15 protein-coding genes are annotated in these 13,334 nt (G+C 68.2%); all 15 read right to left on the minus strand.

Annotated elements, in window-relative coordinates; genetic code table 11:
* Positions 1 to 69 precede the first annotated feature (69 nt).
* On the minus strand, positions 70 to 444 hold the full coding sequence (locus CG723_RS25710; RefSeq protein WP_100595850.1) for a F0F1 ATP synthase subunit epsilon: 375 nt from the start codon (positions 442 to 444) through the stop codon (positions 70 to 72).
* A gap of 142 nt (positions 445 to 586) precedes the next feature.
* The gene (gene atpD, locus CG723_RS25715; protein ID WP_100595851.1) at positions 587 to 2,029 is read right to left on the minus strand and encodes a F0F1 ATP synthase subunit beta; all 1,443 of its coding nucleotides are present in this window, start codon (positions 2,027 to 2,029) and stop codon (positions 587 to 589) included.
* On the minus strand, positions 2,029 to 2,946 hold the full coding sequence (locus CG723_RS25720) for a F0F1 ATP synthase subunit gamma (RefSeq protein ID WP_100595852.1): 918 nt from the start codon (positions 2,944 to 2,946) through the stop codon (positions 2,029 to 2,031). The genes atpD and CG723_RS25720 overlap by 1 nt, the downstream gene beginning before the upstream one ends.
* A gap of 20 nt (positions 2,947 to 2,966) precedes the next feature.
* Positions 2,967 to 4,559, minus strand: a complete 1,593-nt coding sequence (gene atpA, locus CG723_RS25725) for a F0F1 ATP synthase subunit alpha (protein ID WP_100595853.1) — start codon at positions 4,557 to 4,559, stop codon at positions 2,967 to 2,969.
* 121 nt (positions 4,560 to 4,680) lie between these two features.
* On the minus strand, positions 4,681 to 5,502 hold the full coding sequence (locus tag CG723_RS25730) for a F0F1 ATP synthase subunit delta (RefSeq protein WP_100595854.1): 822 nt from the start codon (positions 5,500 to 5,502) through the stop codon (positions 4,681 to 4,683).
* Entirely contained in the window at positions 5,499 to 6,047 is a 549-nt protein-coding gene (locus tag CG723_RS25735) for a F0F1 ATP synthase subunit B (protein ID WP_100595855.1), read from the minus strand. Before CG723_RS25735 ends, CG723_RS25730 begins: the two co-directional genes overlap by 4 nt.
* Positions 6,048 to 6,085: 38 nt before the next feature.
* A complete protein-coding gene (gene atpE, locus CG723_RS25740) occupies positions 6,086 to 6,325 on the minus strand; it encodes an ATP synthase F0 subunit C (RefSeq protein WP_100595856.1) in 240 nt (79 codons plus the stop codon).
* 77 nt (positions 6,326 to 6,402) lie between these two features.
* On the minus strand, positions 6,403 to 7,173 hold the full coding sequence (gene atpB / locus CG723_RS25745) for a F0F1 ATP synthase subunit A (RefSeq protein WP_100595988.1): 771 nt from the start codon (positions 7,171 to 7,173) through the stop codon (positions 6,403 to 6,405).
* Between the two features lie 273 nt (positions 7,174 to 7,446).
* A complete protein-coding gene (locus tag CG723_RS25750) occupies positions 7,447 to 7,896 on the minus strand; it encodes a hypothetical protein (RefSeq protein WP_100595857.1) in 450 nt (149 codons plus the stop codon).
* A gap of 262 nt (positions 7,897 to 8,158) precedes the next feature.
* Positions 8,159 to 9,520, minus strand: coding sequence for an MraY family glycosyltransferase (locus tag CG723_RS25755; RefSeq protein WP_100595858.1), 1,362 nt, complete (start codon positions 9,518 to 9,520; stop codon positions 8,159 to 8,161).
* A 129-nt stretch (positions 9,521 to 9,649) separates the two neighbouring features.
* Positions 9,650 to 10,918, minus strand: a complete 1,269-nt coding sequence (glyA, locus tag CG723_RS25760) for a serine hydroxymethyltransferase (protein WP_100595859.1) — start codon at positions 10,916 to 10,918, stop codon at positions 9,650 to 9,652.
* A 112-nt stretch (positions 10,919 to 11,030) separates the two neighbouring features.
* On the minus strand, positions 11,031 to 11,672 hold the full coding sequence (locus CG723_RS25765; RefSeq protein WP_100595860.1) for an arsenate reductase/protein-tyrosine-phosphatase family protein: 642 nt from the start codon (positions 11,670 to 11,672) through the stop codon (positions 11,031 to 11,033).
* Complete coding sequence (locus tag CG723_RS25770) at positions 11,669 to 12,316, minus strand: L-threonylcarbamoyladenylate synthase (RefSeq protein WP_100595861.1); 648 nt, start codon at positions 12,314 to 12,316, stop codon at positions 11,669 to 11,671. The genes CG723_RS25765 and CG723_RS25770 overlap by 4 nt, the downstream gene beginning before the upstream one ends.
* Positions 12,317 to 12,439: a hypothetical protein gene (locus CG723_RS48705; protein ID WP_267893728.1), complete on the minus strand. Its 123-nt coding sequence runs from the start codon at positions 12,437 to 12,439 to the stop codon at positions 12,317 to 12,319.
* On the minus strand, positions 12,436 to 13,275 hold the full coding sequence (gene prmC, locus CG723_RS25775; RefSeq protein ID WP_100595862.1) for a peptide chain release factor N(5)-glutamine methyltransferase: 840 nt from the start codon (positions 13,273 to 13,275) through the stop codon (positions 12,436 to 12,438). The genes CG723_RS48705 and prmC overlap by 4 nt, the downstream gene beginning before the upstream one ends.
* Between the last annotated feature and the right edge of the window lie 59 nt (positions 13,276 to 13,334).

Raw genomic sequence — 13,334 nt, forward strand, 5'->3', positions numbered from 1 at the left:
GGCCGCGGCTGAGTCATGTCACTCCGCGCTCCCCCATAGCCTAAAGGGCATGGGAGGTACCCCCAGGGTTCAGCGCGTCGCCACCGCACGCAGTCGGACGTCCGCGCGACGCTCGGCGGATGCGTCCGCATCCGCCTGAGCACGCTCGAGCGCCCGCTCCGCACGCTGGACATCGATCTCGTCCGACAGCTCGGCGATCTCGGCGAGCAGGGACAGCTTGTTGTCGGCGAACGAGACGAAACCGCCGTGCACAGCGGCGACAACCGTCCCGCCGTCGCTCGTGCGGATCATCACCGGGCCCGACTCCAGCACACCGAGAAGCGGCTGGTGACCGGGCATGACGCCGATGTCGCCGGACGCGGTGCGCGCGACGACCAGGGTGGCCTCGCCGGACCAGACACTGCGGTCCGCGGCGACGAGCTCGACATGCAGCTCAGCAGCCAAGGTGGGCTCCTCGGGTCACCACCCGGCCGTTGCTGCCGGGTGTTGGGTCAAAGTCTAGTCGGCGTACGGAGAGGGGCGGGACACACCCTGCGGGTATCCCCCGCCCCTCTCCCACGAGTCTGTGCTTCCGAAGAAGCCAGAATCAGGAGACGCCGAGCTCCTTGGCGTTGGCCTTCAGGTCCTCGATGCCACCGCACATGAAGAACGCCTGCTCGGGGAAGTGGTCGTACTCGCCGTCGCAGATCGCGTTGAACGCGGTGATCGACTCCTCGAGCGACACGTCCGAACCGTCCACGCCGGTGAACTGCTTGGCGGCGTGGGTGTTCTGCGACAGGAAGCGCTCGACGCGACGGGCACGGTGGACAACGAGCTTGTCCTCCTCGCCCAGCTCGTCGATACCGAGGATCGCGATGATGTCCTGGAGATCCTTGTACTTCTGCAGGATCGTCTTGACGCGCATCGCGGCGTCGTAGTGGTCCTGCGCGATGTAGCGCGGGTCCAGGATGCGGGACGTGGAGTCCAGCGGGTCCACGGCCGGGTAGATGCCCTTCTCGGAGATCGGACGGGAGAGAACCGTCGTCGCGTCGAGGTGGGCGAACGTGGTGGCCGGGGCCGGGTCGGTCAGGTCGTCCGCGGGGACGTAGATCGCCTGCATCGAGGTGATCGAGTGACCACGGGTCGACGTGATGCGCTCCTGGAGGAGACCCATCTCGTCGGCGAGGGTCGGCTGGTAACCCACCGCGGAGGGCATGCGGCCGAGCAGGGTCGAGACCTCGGAACCGGCCTGCGTGAAGCGGAAGATGTTGTCGATGAAGAACAGCACGTCCTGCTTCTGCACATCGCGGAAGTACTCCGCCATGGTCAGACCGGCCAGGGCGACGCGAAGACGCGTGCCCGGCGGCTCGTCCATCTGGCCGAAGACCAGCGCGGTCTTGTCCAGAACGCCGGCTTCCTCCATCTCGACCATGAGGTCGTTGCCCTCACGGGTGCGCTCGCCGACACCGGCGAAGACGGAGACACCGTCGTGCAGCTTGGCCACACGGACGATCATTTCCTGGATCAGAACGGTCTTGCCGACACCGGCACCACCGAACAGACCGATCTTTCCACCCTTGACGTACGGGGTGAGAAGGTCGACGACCTTCAGGCCGGTCTCGAACATCTCGGTCTTGGACTCGAGCTGGTCGAACGCCGGGGCCTTGCGGTGGATCGTCCAGCGCGGGGCGTCGGCGACCGAGGACGCGTCGTCGTTCAGCACGTCACCGAGGGTGTTGAACACCCGGCCCTTGGTCAGGTCACCGACGGGCACCGAGATGCCGGCGCCGGTGTTCGTCACGGAGGCCTGGCGGACCAGGCCGTCGGTGGGCTGCATCGAGACCGTACGGACCACGCCGTCACCCAGGTGCTGGGCGACCTCGAGGGTCAGCGTCTTCTTCGCGCCCTCGGTGGCCGGGTCGTCGACCTCGACGTGCAGGGCGTTGTAGATCTCCGGCATCGCGTCGACGGGGAACTCCACGTCGACGACCGGGCCGATGACCCGGGCGACGCGGCCCGTGGCAACGGCCGTCTCAACAGTGGTCGTCATTACTTGTCACTCCCCGCGGTCGCGTCGGACAGGGCTGCAGTGCCGCCGACGATCTCGCTGATTTCCTGGGTGATTTCGGCCTGGCGGGCCGCGTTGGCAAGTCGGGAGAGCGAGTTGATCAAGTCTCCCGCGTTGTCGGTCGCCGACTTCATCGCGCGGCGCGTGGCGGCGTGCTTGGAAGCAGCCGACTGGAGCAGCGCGTTGTAGATACGGCTCTCGACGTAGCGCGGCAGCAGGGCGTCGAGGACGTCCTCCGCCGACGGTTCGAAGTCGTACAGCGGAAGGATCTCGCCCTTGGACTTCGACTCCTCCGCCACCTCTTCGAGGCTGAGCGGAAGCAGGCGGCCGTCAATGGCCGACTGCGTCATCATCGAGATGAACTCCGTGTAGACGATGTGGAGTTCATCCACGCCGCCCTCCGCCGAGTCCTTCTCGATCGCCTCGATCAGCGGGCCCGCGACCTTCTTGGCGTCCGCGTACGAGGGCTCGTCGGTGAAGCCCGTCCACTGCTCCGCGATCTTGCGCTCACGGAAGTTGTAGTGGGCGACACCACGGCGGCCGACGATGTAGATCTCGACCTCCTTGCCCTCGGCCTCGAGACGCGCGGTCAGCTTCTCCGCGGCCTTGATGGCGTTCGAGTTGAAGGCGCCGGCCAGTCCGCGGTCGCTCGTGAGGAGCAGCACCGCGGAGCGCGTCGCCGTCTCCGGCTCCGTCGTCAGCGGGTGGTTCGTGTTCGAACCGGTGCCGACAGCCGTGACCGCGCGGGTGAGCTCGGTCGCGTACGGCGTGGAGGCCGTCACCTTGCGCTGCGCCTTGACGACGCGCGAGGCAGCGATCATCTCCATCGCCTTGGTGATCTTCTTGGTCGCGGTGACGGATTTGATGCGACGCTTGTAGACCCGGAGCTGGGCTCCCATGAGTCAGGTCCCTTCCGTCGTCACTTACCGGCGGCGGCCGGAGCGTCCTCGCCGAGAAGCTTCCCGTCCGAGGTCTCGAACTGCTTCTTGAAGTCCGCGATGGCGTCGGCGGCGGCGGTCAGGGTGTCGTCCGACATCTTGCCGCCCTCCTTGATGGAGGTCATCAGGCCCTGCTCCTTGCGGTGCAGGTAGTCGAGCAGCTCGCGCTCGAAGCGCCGGATGTCCACGACCGGGACGTCGTCCATCTTGCCGGTGGTGCCGGCCCAGACGGAGACAACCTGGTCCTCGGTCGCCATCGGCTGGTACTGGGGCTGCTTGAGCAGCTCGACCATGCGCTGACCGCGCTCCAGCTGGGCCTTCGACGCGGCGTCCAGGTCGGAACCGAAGGCGGCGAACGCCTCGAGCTCACGGAACTGGGCGAGGTCCACGCGGAGGCGGCCGGAGACCTGCTTCATCGCCTTGTGCTGCGCGGAACCACCGACTCGGGAGACGGAGATACCGACGTTCAGCGCGGGGCGCTGACCGGCGTTGAACAGGTCCGACTCCAGGAAGCACTGGCCGTCGGTGATGGAGATGACGTTGGTCGGGATGAACGCCGACACGTCGTTCGCCTTGGTCTCGACGATCGGCAGACCGGTCATCGAGCCGGAACCCATCTCGTCCGAGAGCTTCGCGCAGCGCTCGAGGAGGCGGGAGTGCAGGTAGAAGACGTCACCCGGGTAGGCCTCGCGCCCCGGCGGGCGGCGGAGCAGCAGGGACACGGCGCGGTAGGCGTCGGCCTGCTTCGAGAGGTCGTCGAAGATGATGAGGACGTGCTTGCCCTCGTACATCCACTGCTGGCCGATGGCCGAACCGGTGTACGGCGCCAGGTACTTGAAGCCGGCCGGGTCGGACGCCGGGGCGGCGACGATGGTCGTGTACTCCAGCGCGCCGGCCTCTTCCAGGGCGCCACGCACGGAGGCGATGGTCGAGCCCTTCTGGCCGATGGCGACGTAGATGCAGCGGACCTGCTTCTTCGGGTCGCCGGTGCGCCAGTTGTCGCGCTGGTTGATGATCGTGTCGACAGCCAGGGCGGTCTTGCCCGTCTGGCGGTCGCCGATGATCAGCTGACGCTGACCGCGGCCGATCGGGGTCATCGCGTCGACGGCCTTGTAGCCGGTCTCCATCGGCTCGTGCACCGACTTGCGCTGCATGACCGTGGGGGCCTGCAGCTCAAGGGCACGACGCGCGCTGGTCTCGATCTCGCCGAGGCCGTCGATCGGGGTGCCGAGCGGGTCGACGACGCGACCCAGGTAGCCCTCGCCGACGGCGACGGAGAGCACCTCACCGGTGCGCTGCACCGGCTGGCCCTCCTCGATACCGGTGAACTCACCGAGCACGATGGCACCGATCTCGCGCTCCTCGAGGTTGAGGGCGAGGCCGAGGGTGCCGTCCTCGAACTTCAGCAGTTCGTTGGCCATGGCCGAGGGCAGGCCCTCGACCTTCGCGATGCCGTCGCCGGCAAGGGTGACCGTACCGACCTCCTCGCGCGAGGCCGCGTCCGGCTTGTACGCCTGGACAAAGTTCTCCAGCGCGTCCCGGATCTCCTCCGGCCGGATCGTGAGCTCCGCCATCTGGGTTCCCTGCTCTCCTTGTTGGGCCCGAAAGTTTTCTTGGGGGGTCTGGGGTCAGCCCCCAGGAATCCTCTGCACGGCCCAACTAGGGCCGTAGGTACTACTACGTTGTGCGAGTCCGCTAGCCGGCCATACGGCGGCTGGCGTCCTCAATGCGGTCCGCGATGCTTCCGTTGATGAGCTCTTCGCCCACCAGCACGGTGATCCCGCCGAGGACCTCGGGGTCCACGTCCAGGTTCAGGTGCATCTGACGCCCGTAGAGCTTTGCCAGGGCGGCGCCCAGGCGCTGCTTCTGCGCATCGCTCAGCGGAACCGCCGTGGTGACGACGGCGACCATGCGGTCCCGGCGCTCCGCGGCGAGCTTGGACAGGGACTCGAGTCCCATCTCCAGGCTACGTCCACGCGGCTGGGTCACAAGGCGCTCGACGAGACGCTCGGTGGAGGCCGTGGCGCGACCGCCGAGCAGGCTGCGCAGCAGCTCGCTCTTGGCCGTGCCCGTGGCGATACGGTCCGTGAGCGCGGCGCGCAGCTCGGTGCTCGAGGAGACGATCCGGCCGAACCGGAACAGCTCGTCCTCGACGTCGTCCAGCTCGCCGGCCTTCTGCGCCGCGGTCAGCTCGGCGATGTTGGCCAGCTCCTCGACGGAGTCGACCAGGTCGCGCGGAGCGGACCAGCGGGAGCGGACCAGGCCGGCCACCAGGTCGGCGGTCGAACCGCTGACCTGGCCGCTCAGCAGGCGTCCCGCGAGCTCGGCCTTGGCCTCACCGGACTGCGCCGGGTCGGTCAGGACCCGACGCAGCGACACCTCGCGGTCGAGCAGCGCGGTGACCGCGGCAAGCTCTCCGGCGAGCTGTCGGACGTCGACCGTGGTGCTGTCGGTCAGCGCGTCGAGACGCTCACGTGCGGAGGCGAGTGCCTCGCGGCTCGCTCCGTGGGCAGTCATCGAGCAGCCTCGGCCTTCTCCTCGAGGTCATCGAGGAAGCGGTCGATCGTGCGCGACTGCCGGGCGTGGTCCTCAAGCGACTCGCCGACCAGCTTGCCGGCCAGGGTGGTGGCCAGCTGGCCCACGTCCTGACGCAGCGCCTGAGCGGCGGCCTTGCGGTCGGCCTCGATCTGCGAGTGGCCGGCGGCGATGATTTCCTCACGCTGCCGCTGGCCTTCCGCGCGCATCTCGGCGATGAGCGTGGCGCCCTGCTCCTGCGCCTCCTGGCGCAGACGCGCGGCCTCGTGACGAGCCTCGGCCAGCTGAGCCTTGTACTGCTCGAGCACGCTCTGGGCCTCGGTCTGGGCCGACTCAGCCTTCTCGATACCGCCTTCGATCAGCTCGCGGCGCTCTTCCAGCGTCTTGTTGATACGCGGGAGGAGCTTCTTGGCGAAGAAGAAAAAGACGATGGCGAAGGCAAGCGTGCCAATGAGCAGCTCGGGACCCGGCGGGATGAGCGGGTTCTGCTCCTCCTCGGCCGCGAGTGCAACCAGGTTGGCGATCACATCAGTGCCTTTCGTCGAAAAGTGTCAGGTAGCTGGGTTTAGCGACCGAACACGAACGGCATGACGATGCCGATAAGGGCGAGGGCCTCACAGAAGGCGAAGCCGAGGATCTGGTTGGCGCGGATCAGACCGGCGGCCTCGGGCTGACGGGCCAGGGCCTGGGTGCCGTTACCGAAGACGATGCCGACGCCGATGCCGGGGCCGATGGCAGCGAGACCGTAGCCGATGGAACCGAGGGAGCCGGTGACGCCAGCGGCGAGTTCGATGGTCGCGGACATGCCGTTACTTCCTTCTCTTTAACGAACCGGTGGGGGTTGGCCACCGGACGACTGAAATATGACGGGTCGGGACTGGCTCAGTGGTGCTCGGCGAGCGCGCCCTGGATGTACGAGCAGGCAAGGAGCACGAAGACGTACGCCTGGACGGCCTGCACGAAAAGCTCGAAGAGGATCATGACGATGGTCATGACGAACGAGACGCCCGCGGCCGGGATCATGTAGCTGTTCAGCAGGTACCAGGAGGCGACGGTGAACATCACCAGCATCAGGTGACCGGCGAACATGTTCGCGAACAGTCGCACCGCGTGCGTGAACGGCCGGACGAGCAGGTTCGAGAAGAACTCGATGAACGAGACGAGCCACTTGATCGGGCCGAGCGAGTTGTCGTAGCCCGTGATGTTCTTCCAGCCGCCCACGAAGCCGTGGCGCTTGAAGGTCAGCGGCACCCAGATCAGGTAGACGATGACGGCGAGCACGATCGGGTACGCGATGACCGACGACACCGGGAACTGGGCCAGCGGAATCACGGACCACACGTTCATGATCCAGATGAAGAAGAACATCGAGACCATGACGGGGACGTACTTTTCGCCCTCCTTCTTGCCGAGGGTCTCGTAGACGATGTTGCGGCGTACGAAGTCGTACCCCGCCTCACCGATCATCTGGAGCTTCCCCGGAACCACCTTGGCGCGGCCGAAGGCGGCGTAGAAGAGGCTCATGATGACCAGCGTCGTCAACAGGGCAAGCAGCATCACCTTGTTGAACTCGAACCCGCCGACGGTGAAGATCGGCTGGAACAGGAACGAGTGCAGACCGGGAGCCGGAAAGCCGCAGCCGTTGTCGGACAGGATCCGACAGCTCCAGTCAAAGGCGAGCTCAGTCTGGTCAGCACTCACCACGGGCTCCTTCGGCGTGACGCATAGGTACGGCAACCTCGTTGTGTCGTTGCGGCGCGCAGCCGCGGATCGGCACCGGTCTGGTGTTTCGGATGTGGGGGCGGCAGGCAGGCAGTGAGCCTCGCAGTCGAGCAGGCGTCAGCTCAGATGCCCGCGCCCGCAGTGCCGCAGTTGGCACCGGACGATAGCAGTAACGCGAACCCGCACTTATCCCGCCCCTACCCCTCATGAGGACGACCCTGAATTCTCGGGCTTGTCGCTCTTCTCGGAGTCTTTGGCCGAGTCGGGATCGATATAGAAAATCTTGGCCTTCATGTGCGCACGCGCCTGCGCGGCCATCCATACGACGGTGGCGGCGACGAGTGAAGCGGCGAAGGCCTTGGGGTTGAACAGCGTCGTGTCCTTGAAGACGGCGACGAAGATCAGAAGCAGCAGCAGCTGGGCGACGTAGAGCATCAGCCCCATCGCCTGGAAGAGCTGAGGAAGCGATTTTGCCGTCCGCTGGAGGACGACCTGCCCGAGGCCCATGAAGACGATCACGACCACCGTGCCGATGACTGCACCGAGGGCTCCCTTGCCGCCGGCGACCACACCACTGATCACGGCGGCAAGCGCGCCGGCAATGGCTGTGGGCACAACGGCCTGAAGGAGGATCCGTGCGTCGTTGGAGGGCATGGCGGCAGCTCCCTTTACTGGGTGGGGGCAGGGTGTCGTCATGGACGAGCGTAGACCGGGGCCGAGAGGGAACTTCGGGCCAATGGGCCGTCGCACTACGGTCCTTCGGCTCTATCCCCGGGTCTCGTGAACGGTATCACAAACTATTTGATGAGGTCTTTACCTCTGCGGTGTGCTCACTGTCACACGTGAGAGGTAATCCGCGCGTCTGTGCAAAAACACGGCCAACTTGTCTGGTAATGAGGCGTTTTCGTGTCTCGCGTCAGCGCGACGAGTGCGCCTTGCGACGATCCAGGAAGCGCGAACGGGGGCCAATGGCCGTTGCCCCGTTGACTCCTGCCGGCATCGGCGTGCGCGAGCCCTCGCCCTCGGGTGCATCCTCGGCCGCCTCGGCCTCTTCCTGAGCCGCGTACGACGGCGACGTCTCAGGCACCTCGGCCGACGCCCGCGCGGCCCGCCTGCGCCGGTAGCGCGGCGGCACGAAGGCCTCCGCCCAGCGCGGGGCGCGCGGCGTGAAGCGCGGCAGCAGAAGCAGTACGAGACCGACGAAGCTGAGCGCGACGATCGCCAGGACGATCCACATGGACGTCGAGTGGACGGAGTAGGCGACCGCTCCGAAGGCGAACAGCGCCGACCAGAAGTACATGATCAGGACCGCGCGGCTGTGGGAGTGGCCGATCTCCAGGAGCCGGTGGTGCAGGTGACCGCGGTCGGCCGCGAACGGCGACTGGCCCTTCCAGGTGCGGCGCACGATCGCGAGGACGAGGTCCGCGAACGGGATCGCGATGATCGTCAGCGGCATCAGCAGCGGGATGAAGACCGGGATCATCGCGTGGGTGGCGTCACGGGTGCCGCCGAAGTTCAGCTTCATCAGGCTCGGGTCGACCTGGCCGGTGATGGAGATGGCGCCGGCGGACAGGACGAGGCCGATCAGCATCGATCCGGAGTCGCCCATGAAGATCCTGGCGGGGTGCATGTTGTGCGGCAGGAAACCCAGACACATGCCGATCAGGATCGCCGCGAACAGTGTCGCGGGGGCGGCCGCCTCGATGCCGTAGCCGTACCAGAGGCGGTACGAGTACAGGAAGAACGCCGACGCCGCGATGCACACCATGCCGGACGCGAGCCCGTCGAGGCCGTCCACGAAGTTGACCGCGTTGATGCTGATCACGACCAGGGCGACCGTGAGGAGCGTGCCCTGCCACTGCGTCAGCGAGACCGTGCCCACACCCGGGATCGGCAGCCACAGGATCGTAAGACCCTGCATGACCATGACGCCGGCGGCGATCATCTGGCCGCCAAGCTTGATCAGGGCGTCGATCTCGAACTTGTCGTCCAGGACACCGATCAGCCAGATCAGGGCGGCTCCGGAGAGCAACGCCCGTGGCTCGTTCGACATCTCGAAGACGGGACTGAGGTTCGTCAGGTGGTCCGCGACGAGGAGACCCGCGCACAGACCGAAGAACATGGCGATCCCGCCGAGCCGGGGCGTGGGCTCCCGGTGTACGTCGCGGGCGCGGATCTCCGGCATGGCGCCGGCCACGATCGCGAACTTCCGCACCGGGCCGGTCAGCAGGTATGTCACCGCGGCCGTGATGCAGAGCGTCAGCAGGTATTCACGCACGGGCTTCCCCACAGATATCGCTGGCCATCTCAGCCCCACACCCTAGCTTCGCGCGCATGTGGTGAAGGACTGCCGGGTAGCGACGATGGTTGCACGAGTGACGGACCACCCTGGCCCGCCTACCCCTGTCTAGGCCGGATACGGCGGAAATCTTCCGGTGAGATCGCGCACTTCCGCGCGCGCTGTACGCGGATCGACCTCATCTCGCAGCACCCCCGAGAAGAGCACCGCGATGCGCGCCATCTCCGGTTCGCCCATGCCCTGGGTGGTGACGGCGGCGGTGCCGAGGCGCAGGCCGCGCCCGTCCCCGAAGGGCAGCGCGCAGGTGTCGAGGACCATGCCGGCCGAGGCGAGCCGGCCCCGGGCGGTCGGGCCGTCGACGCCCAGAGAGGTGGGGTCGGCGGTCAGCAGATGGGTGTCCGTGCCGCCGGTGGTGATCGCGAGGCCCTCGGCGTCCAGCGCGGCCGCGAGAACCCTCGCGTTGGCGACGACCTGACGGGCGTACGCGGCGAAGGCCGGGGTCGCCGCCTCGCCGAACGCGACGGCCTTGGCGGCGATCGTGTGCATCTGGGCACCGCCCTGCGTGAAGGGGAAGACGGCCCGGTCGATCCGCGCGGCGAGCTCGGCCCCGCACAGGACCATGCCGCCGCGGGGGCCGCGCAGGACCTTGTGCGTGGTGGCGCAGACGACATCGGCGTACGGCACCGGGTTCGGCGCCGCTCCCCCGGCGACCAGGCCGATGGGGTGCGCGGCGTCGGCGATGAGGTAGGCGCCCACGTCGTCGGCGATGTCGCGGAAGGCCGCGTAGTCGATGTGCCGCGGATAGGCGATGGATCCGCAGACGATCGCCTTGGGACGGTGGGCGCGGGCCAGCGCGCGGACCTGGTCGTGGTCGATGAGGCCGGACTCGGGGTCGACTCCGTAGGGCACGAAGTCGAACCAGCGGCCCGAGAAGTTCGCGGGCGACCCATGGGTGAGGTGGCCGCCGTACGAGAGCCCCATCGCGAGGACGGTGTCGCCGGGGCGCAGCAGGGCGGCGTACGCGGCGAGGACCGCGGAGGAGCCGGAGTGGGGCTGCACATTGGCGTGCTCGGCCCCGAAGAGCGCTCTGGCCCGGTCGACGGCGATGCGCTCCGCCATGTCGACGAGCTCGCAGCCGCCGTGGTGGCGGGCGCCGGGGTAGCCCTCGGCGTACTTGTTGGCGAGCGGGGAGCCGAGGGCCGCAAGGACGGCCGGCGACGTGAAGTTCTCGGCTGCGATCAGCTGGAGCGACGTGGCCTGCCGGGCCGCCTCGCCTAGCATGATCTCGGCGATCTCCGGGTCCTGCAGACGCAGCACGTCGAAGCCGGCGTGCGCGTACGTCGCACCGGCGGGGGCTTGTTCAGTGGTGACCGGCATCTTGGGCTCCGGACCTCGCGGGGGTGACCTCAAATCCAATGTAGGCCCGCAATGCCCGCGCCGCCCGGAACTCAGGTACGAGCGGGTACTCCGGCAGTCGCTGTCACTGAGTTCATTTGCACGCCGGAACGCCCGTCAGCGCCGTCACCACGGGCTCCAGCGCTTCGCTGATCTCCTCGCCGACCGAGCGGAAGAAGGGCAGAGGTGCGCCGTACGGGTCGTAGACCTCGTCGGCCTCGGCGTTCGGGGCGAGAAGCCACCCGCGTAGAGCCGCCGCGGCGCGCACCAGGGCGCGTGCGCGCTCCACCACGCCGCCGTCCAGCGGATCGGGCAGCGTGGCCGGATCGATCGCCTGGACGAGGCGTGTGAACTCCTTCAGCGTGAAGGTGCGCAGGCCCGCGCTGTGGCCCATGGAGATGACCTGGGCGCGGTGGTCGCGGGTGGCCGTGAGGACCAGGTCCGCGCGGATCACGTGGTCGTCGAGGAGCTCGCGGCCCACGAAGCCGGAGGCGTCCGCCCCGAAGTCAGCGAGGACCGTCTCGGCGTTGGCCTCCATGGGCGCGCCCTCGTGGCCCCAGGTGCCCGCGCTCTCGACGATCAGACCGCGTACGAGGGGGTCGCCGAGCCGGTCCACCAGGGCATGCCGGGTCAGCCGCTCGGTGATCGGCGAGCGGCACACGTTGCCGGTGCTGACATGGAGGATGCGGAAGGAGTCCCCGTTGCCTATGCCACGCCCCGTCTCAGGGGCTGTCAATTCGCCACCTCGAGGTCGGGTACGACCTTGCGCAGCTCGTCCGCGGTCAGGGCACCCGCGCGCAGGAGCACCGGAACCTTCCCGGTCACGTCGACGATCGAGGACGGGACGATGCCGGGCGTGGGGCCGCCGTCGAGGTAGACGGAGACGGAGTCGCCGAGCATGTCCTGCGCGGCGTCGCAGTCCTCGGGGGCGGGGTGCCCGGTGAGGTTCGCGGAGGACACGGCCATGGGGCCGACCTCGGTGAGCAGCTCGATCGCGACCGGGTGCAGGGGCATGCGCACGGCGACGGTGCCACGGGTGTCGCCGAGGTCCCACGCCAGGGACGGCTGGTGCTTGGCGACGAGCGTGAGGGCGCCCGGCCAGAACGCGTCGACGAGTTCCCACGCCATCTCGGAGAAGTCCGTGACGAGGCCGTGCAGCGTGTTCGGGGAGCCGATGAGGACCGGGGTCGGCATGTTGCGGCCGCGCCCCTTGGCGTCCAGGAGGTCGGCGACCGCCTCGGAGGTGAAGGCGTCGGCGCCGATGCCGTACACGGTGTCGGTGGGCAGCACGACCAGCTCACCGCGGCGGACGGCGGACGCGGCTTCACGCAGACCGGTCGTACGGTCCGACGCGTCGTTGGTGTCGTATCGCCGAGCCATTTAGCGGGCCTCCTCGTACACGAAGTACACGTAGTCCATGCGAGAGATGCGGGAAGTGCTGGTGCTGCCGGGACTGCTGATGCCGCCGGGACTGCTGGTGCTGCGCTGATTCTGTCGCGTCACGGCATCGCCTTGCGGGCGGTCGCGAAGCGCGGGCGGTTGTTCAGGTCGGGGTGGTCGGCGGCGTCGGCCCAGCCCCGTTCCTCGGTGAAGATCCACGGGACCTGGCCGCCCTGGGTGTCGGCGTGCTCGACGACGACGACGCCTCCGGGCCGCAGCAGGCGGTGCGCGGTGCGCTCGATGCCGCGGATCAGGTGGAGCCCGTCCTCGCCTGAGAACAGAGCGAGTTCGGGGTCGTGGTCGCGGGCCTCGGGGGCGACGTACTCCCACTCGGTGAGCGGGATGTACGGCGGGTTGGAGACCACCAGGTCGACCTGGCCGTCGAGCTCCGGGAAAGCCTCCAGGGCGTCTCCCTGGCGCAGGTCGACCCTGGATCCCTCGACGTTCTTGCGCGTCCAGCGCAGGGCGTCCTCGGACAGCTCCACGGCGTGCACACGGGAGCGCGGGACCTCCTGCGCGAGGGCGAGCGCGATGGCGCCCGAGCCCGTGCACAGGTCGACGATGAGCGGCTCGACGACATCCATGGCCCGTACGGCGTCTATGGCCCAGCCGACCACGGACTCCGTCTCGGGCCGCGGCACGAACACGCCCGGCCCCACCTGGAGTTCGAGGTAGCGGAAGTAGGCGCGCCCGGTGATGTGCTGGAGCGGCTCGCGGGCCTCGCGGCGCGCGGTGACCTCCCAGTAACGGGCGTCGAAGTCCGCGTCCTTGACGAGATGCAGCTCGCCCCGCTTCACGCCGTGCACGAAGGCGGCGAGCTCCTCCGCGTCGTTGCGCGGCGAGGGCACGCCCGCGTCGGCGAGGCGCTGGGTGGCCTGGGCGACTTCCGCGAGCAGCACGCTGCGGGGGTTTGGGGGTCGCCCCCCAAGATGTTGCTGCACGCTGGTCCTCCGGGGCT

This window comes from Streptomyces sp. CB01635 (genome assembly GCF_002803065.1).
Lineage (GTDB): Bacteria > Actinomycetota > Actinomycetes > Streptomycetales > Streptomycetaceae > Streptomyces.

Excerpts from the sequence above, each read along its gene's own strand:
- atpD (WP_100595851.1), bottom strand. The coding sequence starts at position 2,029 with ATGACGACCACTGTTGAGACGGCCGTTGCCACGGGCCGCGTCGCCCGG.
- CG723_RS25720 (WP_100595852.1), bottom strand. The coding sequence starts at position 2,946 with ATGGGAGCCCAGCTCCGGGTCTACAAGCGTCGCATCAAATCCGTCACC.
- atpA (WP_100595853.1), bottom strand. The coding sequence starts at position 4,559 with ATGGCGGAGCTCACGATCCGGCCGGAGGAGATCCGGGACGCGCTGGAG.
- CG723_RS25730 (WP_100595854.1), bottom strand. The coding sequence starts at position 5,502 with ATGACTGCCCACGGAGCGAGCCGCGAGGCACTCGCCTCCGCACGTGAG.
- atpE (WP_100595856.1), bottom strand. The coding sequence starts at position 6,325 with ATGTCCGCGACCATCGAACTCGCCGCTGGCGTCACCGGCTCCCTCGGT.
- CG723_RS25750 (WP_100595857.1), bottom strand. The coding sequence starts at position 7,896 with ATGCCCTCCAACGACGCACGGATCCTCCTTCAGGCCGTTGTGCCCACA.
- glyA (WP_100595859.1), bottom strand. The coding sequence starts at position 10,918 with ATGCCGGTCACCACTGAACAAGCCCCCGCCGGTGCGACGTACGCGCAC.
- CG723_RS25770 (WP_100595861.1), bottom strand. The coding sequence starts at position 12,316 with ATGGCTCGGCGATACGACACCAACGACGCGTCGGACCGTACGACCGGT.